The organism is Burkholderia sp. MSMB1835 (assembly GCF_001526365.1).
Taxonomy (GTDB): Bacteria; Pseudomonadota; Gammaproteobacteria; order Burkholderiales; family Burkholderiaceae; genus Burkholderia.
The window spans coordinates 393,906-417,569 of sequence record NZ_LOYP01000054.1 but is presented as its reverse complement, the minus strand read 5'-3'; the positions used below and the strand labels follow the sequence as shown (position 1 = coordinate 417,569).

27 protein-coding genes and 1 tRNA gene are annotated in these 23,664 nt (G+C 64.9%); 13 read left to right on the top strand and 15 right to left on the bottom strand.

Going from position 1 to position 23,664, the window contains the following annotated elements; translation table 11 throughout:
• Nucleotides 1–24: 24 nt before the first annotated feature.
• The 5 genes from urtA to hemN all read right to left on the bottom strand — a co-directional run bounded on the left by urtA (nt 25) and on the right by hemN (nt 4,513).
• Entirely contained in the window at nt 25–1,332 is a 1,308-nt protein-coding gene (urtA, locus tag WS96_RS27935; RefSeq protein ID WP_034206613.1) for an urea ABC transporter substrate-binding protein, read from the bottom strand.
• A 347-nt stretch (nt 1,333–1,679) separates the two neighbouring features.
• Nucleotides 1,680–2,003: a rhodanese-like domain-containing protein gene (locus tag WS96_RS27930; RefSeq protein ID WP_059779501.1), complete on the bottom strand. Its 324-nt coding sequence runs from the start codon at nt 2,001–2,003 to the stop codon at nt 1,680–1,682.
• A gap of 14 nt (nt 2,004–2,017) precedes the next feature.
• Nucleotides 2,018–2,674: a protein-L-isoaspartate O-methyltransferase family protein gene (locus WS96_RS27925; RefSeq protein WP_059499871.1), complete on the bottom strand. Its 657-nt coding sequence runs from the start codon at nt 2,672–2,674 to the stop codon at nt 2,018–2,020.
• A 104-nt stretch (nt 2,675–2,778) separates the two neighbouring features.
• Nucleotides 2,779–3,036 (bottom strand): hypothetical protein, encoded by a 258-nt coding sequence (locus tag WS96_RS27920; RefSeq protein ID WP_006488573.1) that lies wholly within the window; start codon nt 3,034–3,036, stop codon nt 2,779–2,781.
• 85 nt (nt 3,037–3,121) lie between these two features.
• On the bottom strand, nt 3,122–4,513 hold the full coding sequence (gene hemN / locus WS96_RS27915) for an oxygen-independent coproporphyrinogen III oxidase (protein ID WP_059836915.1): 1,392 nt from the start codon (nt 4,511–4,513) through the stop codon (nt 3,122–3,124).
• A gap of 172 nt (nt 4,514–4,685) precedes the next feature.
• Between hemN and WS96_RS27910 the strand changes: the two genes are divergently transcribed.
• The 3 genes from WS96_RS27910 (at nt 4,686) to WS96_RS27900 (ending at nt 6,494) form a co-directional block, all read left to right on the top strand.
• Entirely contained in the window at nt 4,686–5,006 is a 321-nt protein-coding gene (locus tag WS96_RS27910; RefSeq protein WP_059836996.1) for a YkgJ family cysteine cluster protein, read from the top strand.
• Nucleotides 5,003–5,584 (top strand): DUF1439 domain-containing protein, encoded by a 582-nt coding sequence (locus tag WS96_RS27905; RefSeq protein ID WP_059836913.1) that lies wholly within the window; start codon nt 5,003–5,005, stop codon nt 5,582–5,584. Before WS96_RS27910 ends, WS96_RS27905 begins: the two co-directional genes overlap by 4 nt.
• A 79-nt stretch (nt 5,585–5,663) precedes the next feature.
• Complete coding sequence (locus tag WS96_RS27900; protein ID WP_059836911.1) at nt 5,664–6,494, top strand: undecaprenyl-diphosphate phosphatase; 831 nt, start codon at nt 5,664–5,666, stop codon at nt 6,492–6,494.
• Nucleotides 6,495–6,620: 126 nt separating this feature from the next.
• Here WS96_RS27900 and trmB read toward each other — a convergent pair whose 3' ends face one another.
• The 4 genes from trmB to WS96_RS33195 form a co-directional block, all read right to left on the bottom strand.
• Complete coding sequence (gene trmB / locus WS96_RS27895) at nt 6,621–7,388, bottom strand: tRNA (guanosine(46)-N7)-methyltransferase TrmB (RefSeq protein WP_059824328.1); 768 nt, start codon at nt 7,386–7,388, stop codon at nt 6,621–6,623.
• A 133-nt stretch (nt 7,389–7,521) separates the two neighbouring features.
• Nucleotides 7,522–7,596 (bottom strand) — tRNA-Gly (locus WS96_RS27890).
• A 316-nt stretch (nt 7,597–7,912) separates the two neighbouring features.
• A complete protein-coding gene (locus WS96_RS33910) occupies nt 7,913–8,599 on the bottom strand; it encodes a hypothetical protein (RefSeq protein WP_156443700.1) in 687 nt (228 codons plus the stop codon).
• 809 nt (nt 8,600–9,408) lie between these two features.
• Nucleotides 9,409–10,575 carry a DUF4236 domain-containing protein gene (locus tag WS96_RS33195; RefSeq protein WP_179949988.1) on the bottom strand — a complete coding sequence of 389 codons (1,167 nt, stop codon included), beginning with the start codon at nt 10,573–10,575 and terminating at the stop codon, nt 9,409–9,411.
• Between the two features lie 123 nt (nt 10,576–10,698).
• Here WS96_RS33195 and WS96_RS27885 point away from each other — a divergent pair, with 123 nt between their 5' ends.
• From WS96_RS27885 to WS96_RS27870, 7 genes are all read left to right on the top strand, one after another.
• The gene (locus WS96_RS27885) at nt 10,699–10,929 is read left to right on the top strand and encodes a hypothetical protein (protein ID WP_059836910.1); all 231 of its coding nucleotides are present in this window, start codon (nt 10,699–10,701) and stop codon (nt 10,927–10,929) included.
• A 260-nt stretch (nt 10,930–11,189) separates the two neighbouring features.
• Nucleotides 11,190–11,576, top strand: a complete 387-nt coding sequence (locus tag WS96_RS34665) for a hypothetical protein (RefSeq protein WP_257128071.1) — start codon at nt 11,190–11,192, stop codon at nt 11,574–11,576.
• Nucleotides 11,576–11,923, top strand: coding sequence for a hypothetical protein (locus tag WS96_RS34660; protein WP_257128070.1), 348 nt, complete (start codon nt 11,576–11,578; stop codon nt 11,921–11,923). Before WS96_RS34665 ends, WS96_RS34660 begins: the two co-directional genes overlap by 1 nt.
• Nucleotides 11,924–11,969: 46 nt before the next feature.
• Nucleotides 11,970–12,392, top strand: coding sequence for a hypothetical protein (locus WS96_RS34655; RefSeq protein ID WP_257128069.1), 423 nt, complete (start codon nt 11,970–11,972; stop codon nt 12,390–12,392).
• Entirely contained in the window at nt 12,389–13,465 is a 1,077-nt protein-coding gene (locus WS96_RS33185; RefSeq protein WP_082720375.1) for an Imm72 family immunity protein, read from the top strand. Before WS96_RS34655 ends, WS96_RS33185 begins: the two co-directional genes overlap by 4 nt.
• 485 nt (nt 13,466–13,950) lie before the next feature.
• Entirely contained in the window at nt 13,951–14,295 is a 345-nt protein-coding gene (locus WS96_RS27875; RefSeq protein ID WP_027783759.1) for a cupin domain-containing protein, read from the top strand.
• A 335-nt stretch (nt 14,296–14,630) separates the two neighbouring features.
• Entirely contained in the window at nt 14,631–15,797 is a 1,167-nt protein-coding gene (locus tag WS96_RS27870) for an enolase C-terminal domain-like protein (protein WP_059836907.1), read from the top strand.
• A gap of 3 nt (nt 15,798–15,800) precedes the next feature.
• On the opposite strand, the gene WS96_RS27865 is transcribed toward WS96_RS27870, so the two are convergent.
• From WS96_RS27865 to WS96_RS27855, 3 genes are all read right to left on the bottom strand, one after another.
• On the bottom strand, nt 15,801–16,427 hold the full coding sequence (locus WS96_RS27865; protein WP_059836905.1) for a LysE/ArgO family amino acid transporter: 627 nt from the start codon (nt 16,425–16,427) through the stop codon (nt 15,801–15,803).
• A gap of 109 nt (nt 16,428–16,536) precedes the next feature.
• Nucleotides 16,537–16,878 carry a DMT family transporter gene (locus WS96_RS27860; RefSeq protein ID WP_059791622.1) on the bottom strand — a complete coding sequence of 114 codons (342 nt, stop codon included), beginning with the start codon at nt 16,876–16,878 and terminating at the stop codon, nt 16,537–16,539.
• 111 nt (nt 16,879–16,989) lie between these two features.
• Nucleotides 16,990–17,919 carry a LysR substrate-binding domain-containing protein gene (locus WS96_RS27855; RefSeq protein WP_059836994.1) on the bottom strand — a complete coding sequence of 310 codons (930 nt, stop codon included), beginning with the start codon at nt 17,917–17,919 and terminating at the stop codon, nt 16,990–16,992.
• 181 nt (nt 17,920–18,100) lie between these two features.
• Here WS96_RS27855 and WS96_RS27850 point away from each other — a divergent pair, with 181 nt between their 5' ends.
• The 3 genes from WS96_RS27850 to scpB all read left to right on the top strand — a co-directional run bounded on the left by WS96_RS27850 (nt 18,101) and on the right by scpB (nt 21,514).
• The gene (locus tag WS96_RS27850) at nt 18,101–19,423 is read left to right on the top strand and encodes an MFS transporter (protein WP_059836903.1); all 1,323 of its coding nucleotides are present in this window, start codon (nt 18,101–18,103) and stop codon (nt 19,421–19,423) included.
• Nucleotides 19,424–19,484: 61 nt separating this feature from the next.
• Entirely contained in the window at nt 19,485–20,708 is a 1,224-nt protein-coding gene (locus tag WS96_RS27845) for a CaiB/BaiF CoA transferase family protein (RefSeq protein ID WP_059836902.1), read from the top strand.
• Entirely contained in the window at nt 20,705–21,514 is an 810-nt protein-coding gene (gene scpB / locus WS96_RS27840; protein ID WP_059836900.1) for a methylmalonyl-CoA decarboxylase, read from the top strand. Before WS96_RS27845 ends, scpB begins: the two co-directional genes overlap by 4 nt.
• Nucleotides 21,515–21,633: 119 nt before the next feature.
• On the opposite strand, the gene WS96_RS27835 is transcribed toward scpB, so the two are convergent.
• From WS96_RS27835 to WS96_RS27825, 3 genes are all read right to left on the bottom strand, one after another.
• Nucleotides 21,634–22,173, bottom strand: coding sequence for a chromate transporter (locus WS96_RS27835; protein ID WP_059836898.1), 540 nt, complete (start codon nt 22,171–22,173; stop codon nt 21,634–21,636).
• Nucleotides 22,170–22,769, bottom strand: coding sequence for a chromate transporter (locus WS96_RS27830; protein ID WP_059836896.1), 600 nt, complete (start codon nt 22,767–22,769; stop codon nt 22,170–22,172). Before WS96_RS27830 ends, WS96_RS27835 begins: the two co-directional genes overlap by 4 nt.
• Nucleotides 22,770–22,901: 132 nt before the next feature.
• Nucleotides 22,902–23,657, bottom strand: a complete 756-nt coding sequence (locus WS96_RS27825) for a DeoR/GlpR family DNA-binding transcription regulator (protein WP_059836894.1) — start codon at nt 23,655–23,657, stop codon at nt 22,902–22,904.
• Nucleotides 23,658–23,664 lie beyond the last annotated feature (7 nt).

The following is a 23,664-nucleotide window of genomic DNA, read 5'->3' as shown; positions in this document are numbered from 1 at the left end:
CGAAGCGCGACGCGCCGCACCGCATCAGGCCAGCGCCGCGCGTTGCCGGCGCAGGAACGCCGGAATCGAGCTGACGACGTCCGGCTTGCCCTGATTGCCCGCGATGAACGGGCTCCACGGCTGCGCGCGCACGGCCGTCTTCGTCTTCCACACGACGTTGAACTGCCCGTCGCCACGGATCTCGCCGATCATCACCGGCTTGTGTAGGTGATGGTTGCCGTCCATCGCGAGCGTGAAGCCCGACGGCGCGGCCACCGTCTGGCCGATCATCGCGACGCGCACCTTGTCGACGTCGGTGCTCTTCGCCTTCTCGACGGCCTGCTTCCACATATGGATGCCGACGTAGGTGGCTTCCATCGGATCGTTGGTCACGCGCTTCGCGCCGCCCGGCAGGTTGTTCGCCTTTACCCACGCGGCGAACTGGTCCTTGAACTTCGTGTTGGTCGGGTTCTTCACCGACATGAAGTAGTTCCACGCGGCGAGGTGGCCGACGAGCGGTTTCGTGTCGATCCCGCGCAACTCTTCCTCGCCGACCGAGAACGCGACGACCGGCACGTCGGTCGCCTTGATCCCCTGGTTGCCCAGCTCCTTGTAGAACGGCACGTTCGAGTCGCCGTTGATCGTCGAGACCACGGTCGTCTTGCCGCCTTGCGAGAAAGTCTTGATGTTCGCGACGATGGTCTGGTAATCGCTGTGGCCGAACGGCGTGTAGACCTCCTGAATGTCGGCGTCCTTCACGCCCTTCGATTTCAGGAACGCGCGCAGGATCTTGTTGGTCGTGCGCGGATACACGTAGTCGGTGCCGAGCAGGAAGAAGCGCTTCGCGCCGCCGCCTTCCGCGCTCATCAGGTACTCGACGGCCGGAATGGCCTGCTGGTTCGGCGCGGCGCCCGTGTAGAACACGTTGCGCGACATTTCCTCGCCTTCGTACTGCACCGGGTAGTAGAGCAGCCCGTTCAGTTCCTCGAACACCGGCAGCACGGACTTGCGCGACACCGACGTCCAGCAGCCGAACACGCACGCGACCTTGTCCTGCGTGAGCAACTGGCGCGCCTTCTCGGCGAACAGCGGCCAGTTCGACGCGGGATCGACCACCACAGGTTCGAGCTTGCGGCCCATCACGCCGCCGCTCTTGTTGATGTCGGCGATCGTCATCAGCGCGGTGTCCTTCAGCGACGTCTCCGAGATCGCCATCGTGCCCGACAGCGAATGCAGGATGCCGACCTTGATCGGGCCGGTGCCCGCATCGGCCGCGTGCGCGAACGGGCTCTTGCCCGCCAGCGCGAGTGCACCGGCCATCGAACCGAACTTCAACAGACTGCGACGTTTCATCGGGATCCCCTTGTCGTGTTGGATGTGCGTGCGCCGTGGCGGCGCCGGCCATCGTGTAACGCAAGGCATGTGCCAGTCGTGCGGATGCACGCCCGGCGTGCCTGCGCGGGGTGCGGGCGAGCATCGGGACGGTGCGGATGACGCGCCGTGCAGCATGCGCGGTCCGTTGCGGTGCAGACGTACGGGCGCAAATGGTGCACGGCGGTGCTGCGGCGTCGCAACGCAGGAAACGCAGGAGCGGAAAAGAGAAACGGGCGCGCAGTGCGCGCCCGTTCGGCGATTTCGTGCGGCCGGCGGCAGGGTGCCGGGCGGCGCGGCGGCGCACGATGCGCCGCCGGGAGGATCGATCAGTAGCGCGGCACGGACGGATCGACGTCGCGCGACCACGCGTCGATCCCGCCTTGCAGGTTGTACAGCTTCGTGAAGCCGCGCGATTCGAGGAACATCGCGACCTGTGCGCTGCGCATCCCGTGATGGCACACGCAGACGATTTCGGCTTCGTCGTCGAGCTCTTCGCTGCGCGCGGGAATCTGCTGCATCGGAATCGCCACGCTGCCGGCGATCTGCGCGGTCGCGATTTCCCACGGCTCGCGCACGTCGAGCACGATCGGCGCGGGGCGCGCCGTGTCGCCGAGCCATTCCGCGAGCATCGCGGGTGTCAGGATCTGCATGGAGGCTCCGCCGCTCAGAATTTGAAGCGCGACGGCTCGATCGCGTTGACGAGGTGGTCGATGTACGTTTCGAACACGTCGGCGACGCGGTACTGCTTGTCGTCGATACGCGTGATGATCTGCGCCTTCATCACCGGACGGCCGCCGACGAACGCCGACAGGCGGCCGCCGATCTTCAGCTGTTCGAGCATTTCCTGCGGCACGACCGGCAGGCCGCCCGCGACGCAGATCACGTCGTACGGCGCCTTCGCGGCCCAGCCGCGCGAACCGTCGCCGAGCACGACTTCGGCGTTGGTCACGCCGTCGTTGCGCAGGTTGTCTTCCGCGAACTTCGCGATCGTCGGATCGATCTCGACGGCCGTCACGTGCTGCGCGCGGTGCGCGAACAGCGCGGCCAGGTAACCCGAGCCCGCGCCGATCAGGAGCACGTTCTCGTGCTTCTTGACGGCCAGTTCCTGCAGCACGCGCGCTTCGACGCGCGGGAACAGCATCTTGCTGGCGCCGCCGGGCAGCGGCAGTTCGAGATCGGCGAACGCGAGATCGCGGTATTCGGCCGGCACGTAGTTTTCACGCTTGACGATCGACAGCAGGCCCAGGACATCCAGATCCAGCACGTCCCACGGACGGATCTGCTGTTCGATCATGTTGAAACGCGCGTTTTCGATATTCATGGTGTGGTCACGCAGCCTGGTCGGCCATCAGCGGGGATAGAGAAACTTCGTGATTGTACCAAACGGCACGGCCGCGAAGCCTTCAGGCGGCCTGCAACAGACCTTTACCCTTTGCTCTTCTTGATCTGCGCCTCGAAGGCGAGGTCGAGCTTGCTCGCCTTGCGCGGCTTTTTGGGGCCAAATTCGTCGACGAACTTGACGAACTCGTCGAGCGGCAGCGGCTCGCAGCGTTTCTCGGCGGTGCCGCCCGAGCGGTCGACGAGATAGAACAGGCCGCCCGCCATCGCGACGGCCGCGAATTGCGGGTTGCCGGAGCGGGTCTTCAGGCGTTCGACCGCGTGGGTCGCTTTGGTGGTGCGCATCTTGGGGGCTGGCGAAGCGGATGTAAGCCTCACACTCTATCAAACCGGCCGCCCGCATGCGGCCGGCGCCCGCGCGAACCGCACCCTAGACCGTGCGGGAATAGCGCTGTCGCGGCGTCTGGCCGAGGTACGCATCGAACGACATCGCGATGTTGCGCACGACCATCCGGCCGGCCGGATGGATCGTCAGCCGGTCGCGTGCGATCGTCAGCAGCCCGTCGCGCTCGAACCGGCGCAGCGCGTCGAGCTCGCGCGCGAAATGATCGGCGAAGCGGATGCCGTGCGCGGCCTCGACATGCGAGAACGGCAGATCGAGGTTGCACATCAGTTGCGTGATCACGTCGCGGCGCAGCCGGTCGTCCGGCGTGAGCCGTACGCCGCGCGCGATCGGCAGGCGGCCCGCGTCGAGCGCGGCGCCGTAGGCGGGCAGGTCCTTCGCGTTCTGCGCGTAGACGTCGCCGACCTTGCCGATCGACGACACGCCGAAGCCGATCAGGTCGGTATCCGCGCGCGTGCTGTAGCCCTGGAAATTACGCTGCAGCGTGCCGTTGCGCTGCGCGCGCACGAGTTCGTCGGACGGCCGCGCGAAGTGATCCATCCCGATGTACACGTAGCCGGCCGACGTCAGCATGTCGATCGCCAGGCCGAGCAGCGCGATGCGCGTTTCCGGCGGCGGCAGCGCCGCATCGTCGATCTGCCGCTGCATCTTGAACAGGTGCGGCATGTGCGCGTAGCCGAACACCGACAGGCGGTCGGGCGCGAGCTCGATCATCGTCTCGAGCGTGCGCGCGAACGCGGCGACCGTCTGGTGCGGCAGCCCGTAGATCAGGTCGACGCTCACCGAATGGAAGCCCGTCGCCCGTGCGGCGGCGAGCAGGTCGGCGGTCATCGCGCGCGGCTGGATGCGGTTGATCGCCTGCTGCACGACCGGGTCGAAATCCTGCACGCCGAGGCTCAGCCGGTTGAAGCCGATCGTGCGCAGGTGGACGAGCGTCGCCGGCGTGACCGTGCGCGGATCGATCTCGATCGAGAATTCGGCGTCGGCATCCGGCGCGAGCGCGAAATGCTCGCGCGTGGCCGCCATCAGCTCGGCCGTTTCGTCGTCGGACAGGAAGGTCGGCGTGCCGCCGCCCCAGTGCAGTTGCGTGACGGGGCGGGACGGATCGAACAGTGCGAACTGCAGCGCCATTTCGCGCTTGAGCTGGTCGAGATACGGGCGCGCGCGGCGGTGGTTGTTGGTCGCGATCTTGTTGCAGCCGCAGTAGAAGCACGCGGTGTTGCAGAACGGGATGTGGAAGTACAGCGACAGGTCGCTCGACGATGCGCCGGGGTCGCCGGCCGCGCGGACGTAGTCGGCCGGATCGAAATCGTCGCGGAATTGCAGTGCGGTCGGGTACGACGTGTAGCGCGGCCCGTTCGCGCCGTATTTCGCGAGCAAATCGGGACGGAACATCGTGTCGGCAGAACCAGAACGCATGACGGTCTCGCGTTTTTTAGATGCTTTCGAGTATATGAACGCCCGATCGGGCTGCATTGTGTAATAACGTCGCAGCCGGCGATGGCACAATGCGGGGTGGGGCTGCCGGATGCCGCGTCCGGTTGCCGCACCGTTTTTCGTTGTTCGTCGAGAGAGCCGAGTGTCCGTCGAAATGCTTGTTGTTCGCCCGGCGCCCGCCGAAGTCCCGCCGCCGCACGCGTGCCGCGAGGGCTGCGGCGCGTGCTGCATCGCGCCGTCGATTTCCAGCCCGATTCCGGGCATGCCCGGCGGCAAGCCGGCCGGCGTGCGCTGCGCGCAGCTTGGCGACGACCTCCGCTGCATGATTTTCGGGCGGCCCGAGCGCCCTGCGTGCTGTTCCGGGCTGCAGCCGTCCGCCGACATGTGCGGCGCGTCGCGCGACGACGCGCTCGCGTGGCTCACGCGCCTCGAGGTCGCGACGCGGCCGGCGCATCCAGGAGAGCGTTCAGCATGACCATCCCTCGCGCGCCCGGTCGGCGCCGTTTTCTCGCTGCCGCTGTCGGCGCCGTCGGCGTGTGCGTATCGCTGGCCGCGTGCGCGTCGACGTTCCCGTTCATCCCCGATCACTACACGTTCTCGCGCGGCGACGTGCAGAAGGCCGTCGCGCGCAAGTTTCCGTACCAGAAAACGGTCGCGCAGGTGGTCGACGTGTCGCTCGCGAACCCGGCCGTCAACCTGCTGCCCGACCAGAACCGCGTCGCCGTGCAGCTCGATGCCCATTTCGCGAGCCCGTTCCTGCGCGGCCCCGTCAGCGGCAAGTTCACCGTGTCGGGCCAGCTCGCGTACGACGCGCCGAGCCGCTCGGTCGTGCTGAAGGCGCCGGCCGTCGACAGCCTCGCGCTCGACGGCGACGCGCAGATGTACGCGCAGCAGGTCGGCGCGGCCGCCGGCCTGCTCGCGACGCAGCTGCTGACCAACTATCCGATCTACACGTTCAAGCCGGAACAACTGCAATTTGCCGGGGTGAACTACGAACCCGGTACAATTACGATCCTTACAAACGGCATACGCGTGGCGATCGTCGAGAAGTGACGACGGGGCGCGCACGGCCGGGCGGGCCGCGCGCGCAAGAGTGGCCTTTTCTTTCGACCATTTCGGAGTTGGGCCACGGATGGACTGGATCCTGATCTGCAAGGCATTGATCCTCGGCGTCGTCGAGGGGCTGACGGAATTCCTGCCGGTGTCGAGCACCGGTCACCTGATCGTCGCGGGCAGCTTCCTGAACTTCAACGATTCGCACGCGAAGACGTTCGACGTCGTGATCCAGTTCGGCGCGATCCTCGCCGTCTGCTGGGAATACCGGCAACGGATCGTGTCCGTCGTGTCCGGGCTGCCGAGCCGGCCCGACGCGCAACGCTTCACGCTCAACGTCGTGATCGCGACGATTCCCGCGATCGCGCTCGGCCTCCTGTTCGAGAAGAAGATCAAGGCCGTGCTGTTCTCGCCGGTGCCCGTCGCGTTCGCGCTCGTCGTCGGCGGTGCGATCATCCTGTGGGCCGAGGCGCGGCAGCGCGAACGCAGCGAGCCGCCGCGCGTGATGTCGGTCGAGGCGCTGACGCCGCTCGACGCACTCAAGGTCGGTATTGCGCAGTGCTTCGCGCTCGTGCCCGGCATGTCGCGTTCGGGCTCGACGATCATCGGCGGGATGCTGTTCGGTCTCGACCGGCGCGTGGCGACCGAATTCTCGTTCTTCCTCGCGATTCCGATCATCTTCGGGGCGACGCTGTACGAAACCGTCAAGGACTGGCAGGCGTTCACCGTCGATTCGCTCGGGCTGTTCGCGCTCGGGCTCGTCGCGGCATTCGTCAGCGCGTTCGTGTGCGTGCGCTGGCTGCTGCGCTACGTCGCGACGCACGACTTCACGGTGTTCGCGTGGTACCGGATCGCGTTCGGGCTGTTCGTGCTGCTGGTGGGGTACAGCGGGTGGTTGAATTGGGCGTGATGCCGGGCGGACACGCCGGGCGCGTCCGGCGCGCATCGCGGGCGTCATGAAAAACGGCCTGATCGGCAATTGCCGATCAGGCCGTTTTATTTGGCGGGGCCGCCGGGTAGTGCGCCGGCCGGGCGCTCAGCCTGCGCGCTTGCGGAACACCAGGTCCCACACGCCGTGGCCGAGCCGCAGCCCGCGCCGCTCGAACTTCGTCACCGGGCGGTAGTCGGGGCGCGGCGCGTAGTCGGCGGCCGTGTTTTCGAGCGTCGGTTCCGCGCCGAGCACGTCCAGCATCTGTTCCGCGTAGTTCTGCCAGTCGGTCGCGCAGTGAATGTAGGCGCCGGGCTTCAGCCGCGACGCGAGATGCGCGACGAGCGGCGGCTGGATCAGCCGGCGCTTGTGGTGACGCGCCTTGTGCCACGGATCGGGGAAGAAGATGTGCACGCCGTCGAGGCTTTCCGGCGCGATCATGTGCTCGAGCACCTCGACCGCGTCGTGCTGGATGATGCGGATGTTCGTCAGATCCTGCTCGCCGATCAGCTTCAGCAGCGCGCCGACGCCCGGCTCGTGCACCTCGACGCCGAGGAAATCGTCGCCGGGGCGGTTCGCGGCGATCTCCGCGGTCGATGCGCCCATCCCGAAGCCGATCTCGAGGATGCGCGGCGCGCTGCGGCCGAAGATCGCGTCCCAGTCGGGTAGTGCCGGCGCATATGGGACGACGAAGCGCGGGCCGAATTCGTCGAGCGCACGGCGCTGGCCGGTCGACACGCGGCCGGCGCGCGTCACGAAGCTGCGGATACGGCGGTGGTGCAGCGGGTTGACTGCGTCGGCGCCTTCGGGCGCTTCGTCGGGAATGGCGTCGTCGCGTGGCGGCAGGCCGGCTTCGTTCGGATCGTCGTGCATCATCGGTACAGAGAAAGGCGTTGTTGCGGGCTTGGGGCCCGTTGCGCGCAGCAGTGCGCCGGGGAACCGGCACATGGTACAAAAAAGCCGCCTTCGACGAGGCGGCTTTTGCGCAGGCTGCCGTGCAGCCGGAAAGTGGAGCGGGCGATGGGAATCGAACCCACGTCATCAGCTTGGGAAGCTGAGGTAATGGCCATTATACGACGCCCGCAGAACGGGTGATTGTACAGGGGTTTCGGCGGGAATGGCAAGCGGGCGGTTTTGGGCGGTGGCAGCGAAACTGGCATGGCTCGATGCTGGGGCGGGGGCGTCGCTGGCAGCACTTACTACTGCCACTGAGTGCGGGTGGCGGACGTTGCCTAGTATGTAGCCCCTGAGATTAGAGAGCGTCTTGTCGCTCTAATTAGGCAGCGCACATTGCGCCGCCTAACGGGTCTTTGTTCGCGTTGCTTGGTCCGTTAACTAACCAGCGGGCCGCGCATACACCTTGGCCGCCGACGATCTTCGGCTGCGGAGATGATAACCAGTTAGCTCATGCCGATTTGCTTGGTGATAATCGCTGTGATCACTCCCCAGGCGATCTGCTTCACACCGTCCGCAACCGCCCCGAAGAAGCGCTGAAATACCGGCTTGACTGTCGCAAGATTTCCAGCGTTCGCGTTGCTTACCATTTCCGTGATATGTGATCGTGCTGCGTCATCCACAGGCTGTCCTGAGCGTTTTAGCAGGTCGAGCAGATAGTCGACAGTTGCTGCATCGTTCGAGATATCAACGCAAAGATGCTGATGTACGTTATCTCCGATTCCGATTTGCGATTGGTGAAACGTCCCGCCAGAAATATGGACGCTGGCCACACTGTGGCCACTGCCACTAGACCGAGGTGACGGTTTCGCCTGTCGATAACCACGCTCGGTTAGATAGACGTATTCTCGCGCAGAGAAACCACCGATAAAGACTACCGACGAGTAGGGGTCGTTTTCAAACGCTTTCCACGGCCCGGTATCGACGAATCTCTGCTCCTCCAACTGCTTCAGCGCCAGATCGAAGTCAACATTCGTGAAATTATCGGACGCAAGAATCTCGTGCTTGATTGCAGAGATAGTGGGCCCAATGTACCCGCTATGCAATGCTTCGGAACCGAGGTTGCGTTGGGTAAAGTCCGTGAACAGGCTTGCTAAAATTACTTCTCCCGCAATATCCAGTGCTTCTGACACTGCTAACTCCTTTCCTTCGTTATAGTAGGGATACACTTCTATGCTAGAGGGGCGCCGATCGATAGGCGCACGGTGACCTATCAGTGATTACGCGCTTGATCGTGGCACGGGCTCTGATGTCGTAGGTTCGAACGGTCGTATTGGGATGACACGAGCTGACTATCAAATCCCAATGACCTAAGTCGTTGCGTTGAGCGGGCGCTCCATCAGAGGGATTGTCGCATGGATGAGTTCCCAATATCGGGACGATTCCGGCCACTAGTCCGGTTCGGGTAAACGATGCAGGGGGATTGGGAAGGGATGTGTGATACTGGAGTGCAGTAATAATCCCAAACGATCAATCTATTCGGGGAAAACATGAAAAGTAAAGTTACGGGACCGAAGGCCGCTCACAGTGCGTCGCAGGTTCTCTCGAACGGCTCCACTGGTAAAAATTCAAAAACTGCTGCGGGCAGTGCTCTCTCGCAGGTGGCCGCTCCCAAGAAAGTCACATCATCAAGTGCTGCATCCAGTGCTTCGAAAGTACTTCGTGATGGTCGAACAAGTGCGGCTTCAAAGAGTGCAGCTGGCTCGGCGCTTTCGCAGCGGCAAACGACTAGAAAGAAATGAGCGGCGTGGAGTAGAGGATGCTGAAGCTGGTGGCCGACGTGAGATTCCGCTGCTATGGCGCCGGCCGGGCGCGGTCGATCTATAGCTAGCGACCCGTACCCACGACAAGCAAGAACTTGGTGCCTCGCAGGTCGTGCTGGTTCGACATTGGAGAGAGCATCTTCGTGCTGAGGAGAGCCCAAGTCAGCTGCGTCGATAACTCAACGTGGGCTGCGTTGCGGCGAATACCGTCCGACAGTTGCTCCGTATCGACCTAGTGGCGTCAGCGCGCTAACAAATGATTTCGCCGCACCGACTTTCGAAAACTGGAAGCACTCTTGGATGCCTTGTGCAGAAGACATCCGCAGTTCCTCGTACTGAGCAATTGGGATCTGCCGGTTGTTCTTGAAGCGCCGATCCGGCGTACCATTCTTGTTGACGAAGCGCCAAGTGTGGTCCACGACATTAGAGTCGGATGGAACCTGCTCTTCTTCAACGAAGAGTGTCGGTCGTGTCCGGATGTCGAGCGAGTCGTAAGTACACACGGCTGCATGTCTTCCGCTGACTATGAATACTCGGTCTGGATAAAAATAGAACCGATTGCGGCCGGCTTCCAAACAAGGCACATCAATGTTGCACTTGACATGCTTCACACCGCCAGTATCTAGCGAAGTAGGTTTGCGTTTCAGAGTCTGCCCCGCCCCTGCGTTGTATCGTCCGTCCAGAACTTGTCCGCTCGCTAAAATACGCCATGCGGCACGACAGTCGCGTAGCGCTTCGAAGGCACTCAGAACATGTTCATATGTCCGTGCAGCAACGTCGTCAAAGTCGTAAAAGAGGACGGTGCTGCGGCGAGCCTCGTCCCATAGATACAACCAGTAGCATCCGGCAAGTGTCGCGATCGATAGCACGGCCAGTACGCCGATAAAGACGGAGTTCGAAGCGCCATCAACTTGCAGTGCTTCAAACCAAAGTACGCCAAGCAGTACGAGAGGCCAGTACCAAACGGCGAACTTGCGCCGCTTGACATTGATTTCCTCGACTAAGTCCGCGGAATCAGTATCAGAAAGTTGCCGGACATCAGCTGACTGAATAACCTCGAGCGGCGCGACTGTAGTGCTACCGCTTGGGATAAAACGTTGTCCCTGACGAGGTTCTGCATCCTCGCGAGATGCGGGGATAGCCTCAGGGAATGATACTCCGTGAGGACTTCGGGAGCCGAGAGAAGTGCGGTAGGTAAATCCTCCGCCTGACATTGATATGTAGTTACCGCGTGGGCCAGTTCCGATCCGAAATCCCGGCACCCCGACAGACACTCCAACGCCGGACCCGGAAAGATTGAAGCGGAATGGCCCTACTTTAATCGATTTTCTGAATATCAGCCCCACGATGACGCCCCGTATCTAGTTCAATTTTTGTGGAAGTATCACATATCGCGACGATGACATACAGCTGGTTGAGCCGGTGAGACTTCGTTGTATTGACCACGGAGCTGCCGGGATAGTCGTCGCATGGACGACATCAAACACCACGACGACTTCCCGCCGCTGACTGCCGACCAGATTGGGGATCTGGTGGAATCCATTCAAGACGCGTTCGGCAATGACTTCTCGCGAGCCATATTCGCCAACCATCTACTAGCTCTACTGGAAGACGTGCCGGATTACGAGACGGGCGATGTCCCTGCGGACTTGATCGAATCGGCGTGTGCCGAATACAGCGCCCGTCGCTTCGAGTCCTGATCGCTATTTGCGCCGCTTGCTCTTGGCTGGATGTTTGGCCTTGAGCATGTCGGCAAATTGCTGAACGAAATTCACGACGAGTCCCCGTTCGTCACTATTCAGCCCATCAAGTGCATCCGCGATCATGGCCAGTTGGTCGTCCGGCCGTCTCGATCCACGCTGCAATAGCTGGTCTACGGAGCAGTCTAACGCGTCACTAAGCTGCTGGAGCCGATGCAAAGTCGGCACACGAGTGCAACGCTCCCATCGGCTGGGAGTGGGTGGCGCTCGAGCTTTGCCTTATCGCGGTCGTTCCGGTGGTCGGAGGTCTGCTCAAGGGCATAGGCAAGTTGCTGATGCGAGCAGTCAGTAAATCCGAAGATCTGGTCAAGCTATGCCAGGAAATCTTGGCCTTGATCCGCAAGGCCGGCTTCGGCGACGCTGTGCAGTGGTTCAGGCAACTGGACCTCACCAAGTATCAATTGGTGGTGAGCAACGCATTCGGCATGATGCTGGATCGCATCGGCAAGGCGCTGAATTTCATTCTGAGCAGGCTCGGTTCTGTCATCCCGGCGAGGGTGGAGAGTTATATTCGGAAACTGCTGCCCATGCTGGAGGAACTGCGCAAGCTGGGGACACGAGAATCGCACAGGCCTTCAAGGATCTGATGCGCTTGCTGGATCATGTGCGAAGCCATTTGGTGGAGGGCACCTGGGCGGACGTGAAGGTCGGGGGCGGGACTACTCGGACGATGACCGAGGAGGCGCGCTTGGCTCATCTGGCCGAGGATGCAAAGAGCCTGGGGCATAAGCCGATGACCGTCAAGCAATACGTGCATAAGGAAGGGTGGCCTGATCTCCGCAACTGGGAAGAGGGGGAGGCCATAGGTACGTTCAGCGCCAAGGTGCCGCTTGAAGCGATTACGGAGGCGCCGGGCCAGATGATGATTCGTGTGGTCGACACTCGTTATCTGGACAATTCCGGGCAAATTTTGGACCGATCGCCTTGCTCCTAATGGACTTTTATGGCGTATACGAAGCGCGATCAAACACGCCTGGAGCATGAATGGCAGCTATGTGAAGATGCAAGTGCCAACGCGCGAGGCAATGGAAAAGCTTGGCATTGAAGTCCCGGCTGGATGGGACGGGATGCGCTTATGGAAGGGCCGGATTGCTGAGCAATGGGACAACGAAAAAGAGGTTGCCACTATGCGCTTGCTGGTCGGGGGCGATGTTCAGTTCTTTGTGGACTTTCTTCACTCGTCCAATGCACCAGTGAAGAAATGGATAGAAGCGCAGCTTGCGAATGGGCAGCTCAAGGCGCTTCGGACGCATTGGACCGACGTTAAGCTGCCTAATCAAGCAACTGCGCGAGCGCTTATGCTGGCAGAGCGCGAGCGATCGGCCAAGATCAGGCAGGAAGGCTATGCGCGGCGAGCATTAGCCGATGCTGGCAAACAACCGACGGACGAACAGGCCCCATGATGTTGAATACTTTCACCATGACCCTCGATCAGGAGCAGGATGCTCGGGCGAAGGCGTTTTATCTGCTCAAGAAATGGACGAGTTTCACGTTCCTGGAGCACGCCGTCGAACTATATCGGGATTTTCTCGGTGCGTATGCCAAGCAATTGGATATGCCGAGCCCAAATCAGGGGGAGCTTGAGGAAGCGTACACGCATGATTTCTTGGGGGCACTGGTGCAAATGGACCAGGGCATTGATGCATTGCGCCGAGGTTTTGACAAACGAGCGGCATACGACGCGCTGGTTATAGGAAGCCAGCAAGGTGGCGACCTTTTATTTGGACGGAGTGCACTTGAAATCGGTCGGAAGTACGATCCTTTTTTTCATTCGCTAGGACTGAAGGACACCAACTTCGCGGACCCCGTGTATGCCACTGGGTTCGCAGAGGGAGTGTGGATTGAGGGATTGATTTGCTACGCGCTCAAGTGCACGGTTGGATTCGGATTTACTGGCATGCTTGCATACGGAACACGTGGGGATGGAGGAACCCGTGTTTTTGAGCATTGGACCTACGAATCCATGTTCGAAGATGTGCCCCTTCCGGCATGGCGGTATTGGCCGCCCGGTCGAAGCTATCCCGCAGAACTTCCTCCTTGTCCGCCCAAGAATGAATCCGGGGTCGGCGAGGTCTACAGTGATCAAGAGATTCCTGTCGAGGGTATCTGGGAGCCATGGTTTCCGGCTGGCAAGGTCGGATGTCCGAACTACTTTCTCAAAGGCAGTATTGCCCACAAGTACCTGTTGGAAGGTACCAACGACGAACATGTGGTGCGCTGGCGGCTGTTGTGGGAAGACAAGCGTTACCGGGATGGCAGCATTCCGACAGAAGAAGAAACCTACTTCCCCAAGCCTGTCGCACAACCCAGGCTACGTGTCCTGCCCGGGGAGCCCTGTCCGCGCGCTGGTTATTGGCAAAGCCCTGCCATGAAAGATTCGGTTTATGTCGGGGCTGGAGCGCCTATGCCGGGACCTCAGCGCATGGCATGGGGGATGGTCATTTGGCACTATTCAGATCCTCAGCCGGACAATTGAATAGCGGTTGAGACAAGAGGCAATGGCACCTTATGACTCGATCATAAAGTGCATGAGGATTGGTTTCCCGCTCTATTTCTCTCCCGAGTGCCTCCATCCATTGTTCATGAAGGGGGCAGCGCGGTGGCGCTCGAATTTCCATGCGTCCTCGGTCGCCTTGCTGATGTCGAGATAAAGCCAGTTATTGGAAAGGGGACTCTCGATCTGAGGGATGCTTGGCCATTGCGGGACAGCCTATATCGCGGGGATCGTCGTTACATGGACTTACATCCAACCGCACGACGACTTCGCATCACTGGCCATCGAACAGATTCGCGAACTGGCCGCAGCTGTGCAGGAGGATTTCGCCCGAACCAGGGGGCAACGAGCTTGCACGCCAGCCGATGTCGAAAATTGACGAGTCGGTGTCGGACGCATACAAGTCGCGACAACGCTTTCGAACTAACGTGACAGGCCTCTCACACGATCGTTAGCCTGGAGCCGACATGTCCGATTTCATCACCGTTCTGCGCAAAACCTGCCCGACGCCTGTCCTTGACGCGACCAAGTGGAAGCGCATCGGCGGCGATCCGCACACCGTGAACCTCAACGCGTACGTCTCGAAGGACGGCAGCAAGATCATGGGCACGTGGATCTGCACGCCGGGCAAGTTCGAGGTGAATTACGAAAAATGGGAGTACTGCCACTTCCTCGACGGTTACTGCATCATCACGCCGGAAGGCGAGGAGCCGGTGCACCTGAAAGCCGGCGACGTGTTCGTGATCGAGCCCGGCATGAAGGGGACGTGGGAAGTGGTGGAGACGGTGCGCAAGTACTTCGTGTTCGCCTGAGCGGGCCGGCTGATTCGCCTCGCCCCACGTATACCAGCCCCCCATCCTCCCGGTTCACGAAGCCGGCCGGACAAACGCGGGATTCCGGTTCAATGAAGGTCGACCGGTTCGGAAACGGCGCGCCGAGCGTGGTGACGGGCTCGGCGCGCTCCGCTATCCGGCTGCAACCCGCGACGTAACGTGTGCGACACGCGGTTGTCCGGCGACGACACGATGACGCGCGCCGCCGGCCCTGCACGCTGCCGCACAAACCCCTAAGATGCAGCGATCCGCCCATCGTTTCCGCTGCAGCGCGACTCTTCCGCCTGCGCCGGACGTCCCTCCGGAGCCCGACCATGCGCATCACCGCGATTCACGAACGCGCGATTCCCGTGTCCCGCTATGCCGATCCGGCGATTGCGTCCGGTGGCCTGACGACGAGCGTCGTCGCGGTCGTCACCGACGTCGTGCGCGCCGGCCGCCCGGTAACGGGCTACGGCTACGCGTCGATCGGCCGCTTCGCGCAGGGCGGCCTGATCCGCGAACGGTTCGCGCCGCGTTTGCTGACCGCGGCCGACACGCTCGCCGACGAAGCCGGCACGAACCTCGACCCGTTGCGCGCATGGCGCGCGATGATGGCCGGCGAGAAGCCGGGCGGACACGGCGAACGCTGCGTCGCGGTCGGCACACTCGACATGGCGATCTGGGACGCCGCCGCGAAGATCGCCGACCTGCCGCTGCACCGCTTTCTCGCCGACCGCCTCCAGCGCACGGCGGCACCGCGCGTGCGCGTGTACGCGGGCGGCGGCTACCGCTATCCGCACGACGATCTCGCGCGCCTGTCGGACGAGATGCGCCGGATCGTCGATCTCGGCTACACGCACGCGAAGATCAAGATCGGCGGCGCGAATCTCGATCAGGACCGGCGCCGTATCGAAGCCGCGGCCGCGCATCTTGCCGGCTCATCGCATCTCGCGGTCGACGCGATGAACACGTACGACGCGACGACCGCCTGCCAGGCCGTGGACATGCTCGCGCCGTTCGGTCTCTGGTGGTTCGAGGACATCTGCGACCCGCTCGACCTGCCGCTCCAGGCAGACGTCGCTACGCGGTACGCACCGCCGATCGCGGCCGGCGAAGCGTTGTTCTCGCTTGCGGAAGCGAAGCTGCTCGACCGTTACGGCGGCCTGCGTGCCGACCGCGACGTGCTGGTGTTCGATCCGGTGCACAGCTACGGGCTGCCGGGCTATTTGCAGATCGTCGATCACTTCGTGTCGCGCGGCTGGCGGCGCGACGCGTTCTGGCCGCATGGCGGCCATCTGTTCTCGCTGCACGTCGTCGCGGCGCTCGGGCTCGGCGGCGCGGAAGTCAGCCCGTTCGCCTTCCATCCGTTCAGCGGCCTCGCCGATGGCGAAATCGTCGACGCGGGATACGCGCGCGTGCCGCAGGCGCCGGGTATCGGGTTCGAACTGCATGCCCGCGCGCACGACGCATTCCGCACGGTTTCGGCGTCGGGCCGCTGACGCCTAAAGCGCGTCGATCGCGAAACGCACCGCGAAGCCGAGCATCGTCATCGCGACGAAGCCATCGAGCACACGCCATGCGAGCGTCCGAGCGAACCACGCACGGCACGCGCGTGCGCCGTACGCGAGCATCAGGAACCACGCGAGCGAAGCCGTCATCGCGCCGATCGCAAACGGCTCGCGTGCGGACGGCGCGTGGCTCGCGATCACGGTCCCGAGCAGCAGCACCGTATCGATCCATGCATACGGATTGAGCAGCGAAACCGCGGCGGCCGCGAGCACCGTGCGCGACCGGATGGGTTCGTGGCGAGCGGACGCGCTGCCGACGTGTGCGGGCCGCCGTCCGACGAGCGCCGCGCGCAGCGCGAGCAGCCCGTAACCGGCGAGATACGCGATGCCGGCCCACAGTGCGGCCGCCACCACACCGGGATGGCGCGACAGCAACGACGACAGCCCGTGCGCGCCGAGCACGATCAGCAGTGCGTCGCTGCCCGCGCAGACGAGGGCGATGGAGAGCAGGTGAGGGCTCGCAATCGAGCGCTTGATGACGAAGGCGTCCTTCGGACCGACCGACGTGAACAGGCCGGCGCCAAGCAGCAGGCCTTCGAGGAAGGCGGAGGTGTCGAGCACGAGCGGGCCGACAACCTCTTAAGCTGAACCGGTGATGGTTACGATGAGGGAAACGTTAAGGGTTGGCGGGGAGCGTTGTCAATGCCCCCGCCGGATGCGTGCGCATGGATCAACGTGCCGCCGCATCGCCGAGATTGAGCGCGACGAGTGCGCAGACGGTCAGCGCGATGCCGACGAGCTTCAGCGACGACACCGATTCGTCGAAGCAGACGATGCCGATCATGGCCGTGGCCGCCGTGCTGGCAGCGGCCCAGCTCGCATACGCGAGCCCCATTTCGATTCGCTTCGTCGCGAGCGCCATCAGCCATACCGCACATGCATAGCAGACGATCGCGATCGCGGACGGCAACGGGCGGGATAAACCGGCCGAGCACTTCAGGCCAACGGAGCCGAGCACTTCGGCGAGGACACTGACGCCCAGCAGAAGCCAGGCAAACTGGAACGGGGACACGGACGGCCTCCTTCCCCCGACGCTTATACCGAGCGGCGAGGAAAAGTGGGGTGTCAGCGGTACCCAGGATGAAACGAGCTTAGTACGCGCGGCGGGGCGGCACAAGGTCCGTCACGCGCGACCGGCGTGTCCGGCCGCCCACTCCGGCCGCTGCCCGAGCGTGTCGAACAGCCGGACGATTTCGGCTTTCACCTTCTGCACCGCGTTGCTGACGAGCGCCGTGTCGTGCCAGCACAGCGACAGGTCGCGTGCGAACAGCCGGTGCGCGACCGTCGACAGCTTGAGCTTGCGCTCCTCGATCTCGACGTGCGCGGCCGTCCACGGCAGGATCGTCACGCCGAGCTGCGCCATCACGGCCGCGAACAGCAGCCCGGTCGAGCTTGCCTCGAAGCTGATCTCGTACGACAGCCCGGCCTCGCGCATCGCCCAGTCGACGCGGTTGCGGATCGTGTTCGGCGCGCTCGGCAACACGAGCGGCATCCGCGCGATCGCGTCGAGCGGCACGGGGGCGTCCGGCACCGGGAATCCGGGCCACGTGATCAGGTACAGCGTTTCCGTCAGCAGCCGATGGATCGCGATGCCGCGCGTGTCGACCGCATCGACGACGATCGCGAGATCGAGGCGTGCGCGTTCGAGCAGCGTGTCGAGATCGGCGCTCGGCGCCTCGATCAGCTCCAGCATGATGCCGGGAAAGCGGTCGCGCACCGCGCGAGCGAGCGGAATGGCCAGCACGCGCGCCGTGCTCGACGGCATGCCGACGGTCACGCGGCCTTGCGGCGTGTCGGCGTCGCGGCGCAGCAGCTCGCGCGTGCCGTCGGCCTGGCGCAGCAGTTCGAGCGCGTGCCGGTACAGCGTGCGGCCGGCGGCGGTCGGCGCGACGCCGCGCACGCTTCGTTCGAGCAGTTGCATCCCGAGATCCTGCTCGAGATTGCGCATCTGCTGGCTCACGGCCGGTTGCGCGACGTGCAGCGCCTCGCTCGCATGCGTGACGTTGCCGCATTCGACGACCTTCACGAAATAGCGCAACTGTCTCAAGTCCATCGCCGCCGTCTCCCGATTCGCGCTCGATTCGAGCCATAAGCCAATCCGATCGAGCAAGATGAATATCATATTTTTCGGTGATCGATCGCGTTTCTATACTCGTCTCACACAAGAGCCCGACTGCCGGCCATCCCGGACCGGACGCGGCGAAAGCGCCGGCCCCGCCGGCAAGGAGACGAAGATGTTCAAGGCGATCGACGCGCCGGCGGCCGGCGCGAAGCCGCGGCGCACGCCGCTCACGCGCGAGCAGGTCAAGGGCTTCTGGGCCGTGTACGCGGGCTGGGTGCTCGACGGCGTGGATTCGGTGATCTACGCGCTCGTGCTGATCCCCGCGCTGACCGAACTGCTGCCGGCCTCCGGCATCGCGGCGACGCCCGCGAATCTGGGGATGTACGGCTCGATCCTGTTCGCGCTGTTCCTGATCGGCTGGGGGCTGTCGTTCGTCTGGGGGCCGCTCGCCGACCGCTTCGGCCGCGTGCGCACGCTCGCGGCGAGCATCCTGATCTATTCGGTGTTCACCGGCGCGGCCGCGTTCGTGCACGACGTATGGGCGCTGGCCGCGTGCCGGCTGATCGCCGGGATCGGCGTCGGCGGCGAATGGGCGCTCGCGGGCACCTACGTCGCCGAAAGCTGGCCGGAGGACCGTCGCAAGATGGGCGCCGGCTACCTGCAGACGGGCTACTACTTCGGCTTCTTCATCGCGGCCTGCCTGAACTACACGATCGGCGCGGCCTACGGCTGGCGCGCGATGTTCCTGTGCGGGCTGGCGCCCGCGCTGCTCGCGGTGTTTACGGTCATGCGCGTGAAGGAGCCCGGGCAGTGGCGCCGGCACGACGCGCGCGACGGCAGCGTGGCCGACGCGCGCCGCGCGCATCCGCTGCGCGAGATCTTCGCGCCGGCGTTCCTGCGCCGCACGCTGACGAGCGCGAGCCTCGTCGGCGTCGCGATCGTCGGGCTGTGGGCCGGCTCCGTCTACGAGGCGAGCGCGGTCACCACGCTGGCGACACGCGCGGGCATCGATCACGTCGGTGCGCTGCGACTGGCGTCGATCGGGGCGGCGATCCTGTCGTGCGCGACGATCGCCGGCTGTCTGGTGGCGCCGTGGCTGTCGGAACGGCTCGGCCGGCGCACCGCGCTCGGCGTGTATTTCGCGGGAATGGCCGGCTCGATCGTGTTCGCGTTCGGCTGGGCGTTCTACCAGCCGAACGGGCTTGCGGCGTTCATGGTGTCGCTCGCGTTCCTCGGCTTCTTCGGCGGCAACTTCGCGATCTTCTCGCTGTGGCTGCCCGAGCAATATCCGACGCGCGTGCGGGCCACCGCGTTCGCGTTCAACGCGTCGGTCGGCCGCTTCATCGGCGCGGGCGTGAACTTCCTGCTCGGCGCCGCGATTCACGGTTACGGATCGCTCGGCGTGCCGGTCGCATGGACCGCGGCCGTGTTCGGGCTCGGCATCCTGATCCTGCCGTTCGCGGTCGAAACGCGCCACCAGACACTGCCCGAATGAGCGGCACGCCGCCGTCGTTCGCCAACACGCCACACTCAGTCGTCAATATCAGGAGTCCGGAATGCAGGCATTAACGGGAATCAGGGTCGTCGATCTCAGTCGCGCGCTGTCGGGGCCGTTCTGCTCGATGGTGCTCGCCGATCTCGGCGCCGACGTGATCAAGGTCGAGTCGGGGCCGCACGGCGACATGAGCCGCGCGTGGGGGCCGTTCGATCGCGGCGTGAGCACGTACTACCTGTCCTGCAACCGCAACAAGCGCGGGATCTGCGTGGACTTTCGGCAGCCGGCCGGCCTCGACGTCGTGCGGCGTCTGATCGCGCAGGCCGACGTCGTGATCGAGAATTTCAAGGCCGGCACGATGGACGCGATGGGGCTCGGCTACGCCGCACTGAGCGCGCGCGACCCGCGGCTCGTGATGGGCAGCGTCACCGCGTTCGGCCCGCGCGGCCCGCTGCGCGACTGGCCGGGTTTCGACCAGATCGCGCAGGGCTATGCGGGGCTGATGAGCCTCACCGGTTTCCCGGACGGCGAGCCGACCCGCACGGGCACCGCGATCGGCGATCTCAGCTCGGGAATGTGGGTCGCGACCGGCGTGATGGCCGCGCTGTTCGAGCGCGAGCGCACCGGGCGCGGCCAGCATGTCGGCACGTCGCTGCTCGAAAGCCTCGTTGCGCTGCTGAGCGTGCACGGGCAACGCTACCTGAGCCTCGGCGACGTGCCGCGCCGCACCGGCAACGCGCATGCGGTGATCGCGCCGTACGGCGTGTTCGAGACGGCCGACGGCCCGCTCAACCTCGCACCGATCACGACCGACATGTGGGAGCGGCTGTGCCGGTTGCTGGACTTGCCCGAACTGCCGGCCGATCCGCGCTTCGCGACCAACGATGCGCGCGTGGCCCATCGCGACGAACTGAAGGTGCTGCTCGAAAGTCGGCTGCGCACGCGCGGCAAGCGCGAATGGACGCAGCGGTTCGTCGAGGCCGGGCTGCCGGCCGGGCCGATCCATACGCTCGACGAAGTATTCGACGATCCGCAGCTCGCGCATTGCGGGCTGGTCGAGCCGGTCGTGCATCCGACGCTCGGCACGCTGCGTCAGGTCGTCACGCCGCTCGGCGGGATGGGCGACGACCCGCCGGCGCCGCGCACGCGCCACGCGCCGCCGCTGCTCGGCGAGCATACGGTCGACGTGCTGCGCGAAGCCGGCTACGGCGACGACGCGATCGACGCGCTGCTGGCGGAGCGCGCGATCTTCCAGGCGGATGCGGTGGCGGAGGCCGTGCAATGACCGACACGACGAAACGAGATGGGGTGTCGACCGTGACGGTCGACCTGATCGGCGAGCGGATCGCGCGCGTGCGGTTCGCGAACCCGGCGCGACGGCATGCGCTCGACGCGCCGCTGCTCGACGCCCTCGTTGCACACCTCGATGCGTTGGCCGGACATCGTCCGCCGCCGGTCGTGATTCTGTCGAACGACGGCAGCGGCGACGTGTGGAGCGCGGGGCACGACCTGCGCGAACTGGCCGACGATCGCGATCCGCTCGCATACGGCAAGCCGCTCGAACGCGCGCTGCGGCGCGTGCGGACCTATCCGGGCGCGGTGATCGCGGCGGTGGCCGGATCGGCGTGGGGCGGGGCGGTCGATCTCGCGATGAGTTGCGATCTCGTCGTGGCCGCGCGCGACGCGCGTTTCGCGATGACGCCCGCGAACATCGGCCTGCCGTATTCGACGAGCGGCTTGCTGCGCTTCTACGACAACTTGCCGATCCACATGCTGAAGGAGATGTTTTTCTGCGCGCAGCCGCTCGACGCGGAACGCGCCGCGCATCACGGGCTCGTGAACCGGCTGGCCGACGCCGGCGGGGTCGACGATGCGGCGCTCGACGTCGCGCGCACGATTGCCGCGAAGGCGCCGCTCGCGGTGCACGCGGTGAAAGAGCAGTTGCGCGTGCTGCAGGACGCGCGGCCATTGCCGGCCGACGCCTTCGAACGCATCGCCGAGTTGCGTCGGCAGGCGTGCGAAGGCGCGGATTTCGACGAAGGGTTGCGCGCGTTCGCGGAACGCCGCGCGCCGGTGTTTCGCGGCGTCTAGGTGATGTCTTGTGCGAGCGGGGCGCGCAAGCGGCGAAAAACGCGCGGACGCATTCGCGTCGCTGCGCGGGTACCGGTTGCGTCGTTCGCGGCCTCCGTCGCGTGCCGCGTCGCCGCGCATCACATGCCGAGCGCGTGTATGCCGACGAGCAGCAGCGCGCCCACCGCGATCAGCAGCAGCGCATGAACGCGCGTGTAGATCACGCACAGCGTCGATGCGACGGCGATCGCGCGCGCGGGCCAGCCGCCGTCGAGCGCCTGCAGCAGTACCCACACCGACGCGAGAATCATGCCGGCCGCGACCGGGCGCAGGCCGGCTTCGAGCGCGATCTGCCAGCGCGCGCCTCGGTGTCGCCGCCATAGATGCGCGACACCGTAGATCAGGAACGCGGTCGGCCCGAACAGCGCGAGCGTCGCGATCACCGCGCCCCAGAAACCGGCCACCTGCCAGCCGATCAGCGTCGCCAGCAGCGAGCCGGGGCCCGGCGCCATTCGCGCGATCGCGAAGTCGTTTACGAATTGCGTGGCGCTCATCCAGTGATGGACGTCGACGACCTGCCGCTGGATGTCCGCGATGACCGCCTGCCCGCCGCCGATCGTCGCGATCGACAGCGGGGCGAACACGCCGAACAGCGCGGCGTAACGTGCGGACGCGTTCATCGTGCGTCGCTCCCGCCCGGCGCCGCGGTCGCACGGCGGTATTCGAGCGCGACGCTCAGCGTGCCGCCGATCAGCACGGTCCATACCAGCGGCCAGTGCAGCACCGCGACCGACACGAAGGTGAGCGTCATGACCGCGAACGGCAGCACGCGGCGCGGCAGGCGGCGCACCGCGGTGATCGCCATCGAGATCGACAGCCCGATCGCCGCGGCCGCCGCGCCGGCGAGCGCGACGTGCGTGAGCGGGAAGCGCGTGAGGGTCGAGAACGCGACGCCGAACAGCACGATCAGCACGGCCGGCGGCGCGATGATGCCGGTGAAGCCCGCCACCGCGCCGCGCCATCCGGCGAGACGGTAGCCGATCCAGATCGCGAGGTTCTTCACGTTGACGCCCGGCAACGCCTGCGACAGCGCGAGGCCGTTGAGGAACGCCTCTTCGTCGAGCCATCGCCGCTCGTGCACGAAGTCGCGCATCATCCGTCCGCTGAGTCCGCCGCCGAAGCTGGTCAGGCCGATCTGCGCGAACGCGACGAACAGTGCGAGGACGCCTGGCGGCGCGTCGCTTGCCGGGGGAGTCGTGGTGGAGACGGGAGGCATCGGGCGGGTAGCACGTGGGGATCGGGCGATCGCCCATGTTAGCAAGGGGTGCCTGTCAGCACGCTGACATGGGCGCGGCGCCCGCACGACCCCGGCTCCGCGAGCGGTTCGACGCGGCCGGGCCGCCGCGCGTCATGCGCGCACCACCGTCACGCCGGCGGCCTCGATCGGCTTCGTCAGCGCGGCGTCGGTTTCCTTTTCGACGACGATCGCCTGCGCCAGCGCGATATCGCCGATCACGAACTGCGACGCCGCGCGCAGCTTCGACTGCGATGCGAGCACGACCGTCTCGGCCGCGCGTTCGGCCAGCGCGCGCTTGATCGCCGCCTCCTCGAAATCGCCGGTGCTCAGCCCCGCGACCGGATGCACGCCCGTGACCCCCATGAAATACAGGTCCGCATGGATGCGCGCGATGCCTTCCATCGCCGCCGCGCCGACCGCGACGATCGAGTGCTTGTAGAGCCGCCCGCCGATCAGGATCACGTCGATCGACGGATGCGCGGCCAGCGCGACCGCGACGCTCGGGCTGTGCGTGACGATCGTCGCGCGCAGGTCGGCCGGCAACTGACCGACGAGCAGCGCGGAGGTCGTGCCGCCGTCGACGATCGCGACTTGCCCGGGCGCGATCATCTGCGCGGCGCGCCGCGCGATGCGCCGCTTCTCCGCGGTTTCGAGCACTTCGCGCTGCGCGAACGGCGCGACGGCCGGCGACGCCGGCAGCGCGCCGCCATGCACGCGCTGCAGCAGCCCTTCGGCCGCGAGCTCGCGCAGGTCGCGGCGCACCGTGTCTTCGGACACGCCGAATTGCACGCTCAGCTCGGCAGCCAGCACCTGGCCGTCGCGCGCGAGCGCATCGAGGATCGCTTTCTTGCGTTGCGTCGTCAGCATCGTCTTT

Bases quoted from the DNA above. Each gene is read 5' to 3' on its own strand.
- urtA (WP_034206613.1), bottom strand. From the start codon at position 1,332: ATGAAACGTCGCAGTCTGTTGAAGTTCGGTTCGATGGCCGGTGCACTC.
- WS96_RS27930 (WP_059779501.1), bottom strand. From the start codon at position 2,003: ATGCAGATCCTGACACCCGCGATGCTCGCGGAATGGCTCGGCGACACG.
- WS96_RS27925 (WP_059499871.1), bottom strand. From the start codon at position 2,674: ATGAATATCGAAAACGCGCGTTTCAACATGATCGAACAGCAGATCCGT.
- WS96_RS27920 (WP_006488573.1), bottom strand. From the start codon at position 3,036: ATGCGCACCACCAAAGCGACCCACGCGGTCGAACGCCTGAAGACCCGC.
- hemN (WP_059836915.1), bottom strand. From the start codon at position 4,513: ATGCGTTCTGGTTCTGCCGACACGATGTTCCGTCCCGATTTGCTCGCG.
- WS96_RS27910 (WP_059836996.1), top strand. From the start codon at position 4,686: ATGCTTGTTGTTCGCCCGGCGCCCGCCGAAGTCCCGCCGCCGCACGCG.
- WS96_RS27905 (WP_059836913.1), top strand. From the start codon at position 5,003: ATGACCATCCCTCGCGCGCCCGGTCGGCGCCGTTTTCTCGCTGCCGCT.
- WS96_RS27900 (WP_059836911.1), top strand. From the start codon at position 5,664: ATGGACTGGATCCTGATCTGCAAGGCATTGATCCTCGGCGTCGTCGAG.
- trmB (WP_059824328.1), bottom strand. From the start codon at position 7,388: ATGATGCACGACGATCCGAACGAAGCCGGCCTGCCGCCACGCGACGAC.
- WS96_RS27885 (WP_059836910.1), top strand. From the start codon at position 10,699: ATGGACGACATCAAACACCACGACGACTTCCCGCCGCTGACTGCCGAC.
- WS96_RS34660 (WP_257128070.1), top strand. From the start codon at position 11,576: ATGCGCTTGCTGGATCATGTGCGAAGCCATTTGGTGGAGGGCACCTGG.
- WS96_RS34655 (WP_257128069.1), top strand. From the start codon at position 11,970: ATGAATGGCAGCTATGTGAAGATGCAAGTGCCAACGCGCGAGGCAATG.
- WS96_RS33185 (WP_082720375.1), top strand. From the start codon at position 12,389: ATGATGTTGAATACTTTCACCATGACCCTCGATCAGGAGCAGGATGCT.
- WS96_RS27875 (WP_027783759.1), top strand. From the start codon at position 13,951: ATGTCCGATTTCATCACCGTTCTGCGCAAAACCTGCCCGACGCCTGTC.
- WS96_RS27870 (WP_059836907.1), top strand. From the start codon at position 14,631: ATGCGCATCACCGCGATTCACGAACGCGCGATTCCCGTGTCCCGCTAT.
- WS96_RS27855 (WP_059836994.1), bottom strand. From the start codon at position 17,919: ATGGACTTGAGACAGTTGCGCTATTTCGTGAAGGTCGTCGAATGCGGC.
- WS96_RS27850 (WP_059836903.1), top strand. From the start codon at position 18,101: ATGTTCAAGGCGATCGACGCGCCGGCGGCCGGCGCGAAGCCGCGGCGC.
- WS96_RS27845 (WP_059836902.1), top strand. From the start codon at position 19,485: ATGCAGGCATTAACGGGAATCAGGGTCGTCGATCTCAGTCGCGCGCTG.
- scpB (WP_059836900.1), top strand. From the start codon at position 20,705: ATGACCGACACGACGAAACGAGATGGGGTGTCGACCGTGACGGTCGAC.
- WS96_RS27835 (WP_059836898.1), bottom strand. From the start codon at position 22,173: ATGAACGCGTCCGCACGTTACGCCGCGCTGTTCGGCGTGTTCGCCCCG.
- WS96_RS27830 (WP_059836896.1), bottom strand. From the start codon at position 22,769: ATGCCTCCCGTCTCCACCACGACTCCCCCGGCAAGCGACGCGCCGCCA.
- WS96_RS27825 (WP_059836894.1), bottom strand. From the start codon at position 23,657: ATGCTGACGACGCAACGCAAGAAAGCGATCCTCGATGCGCTCGCGCGC.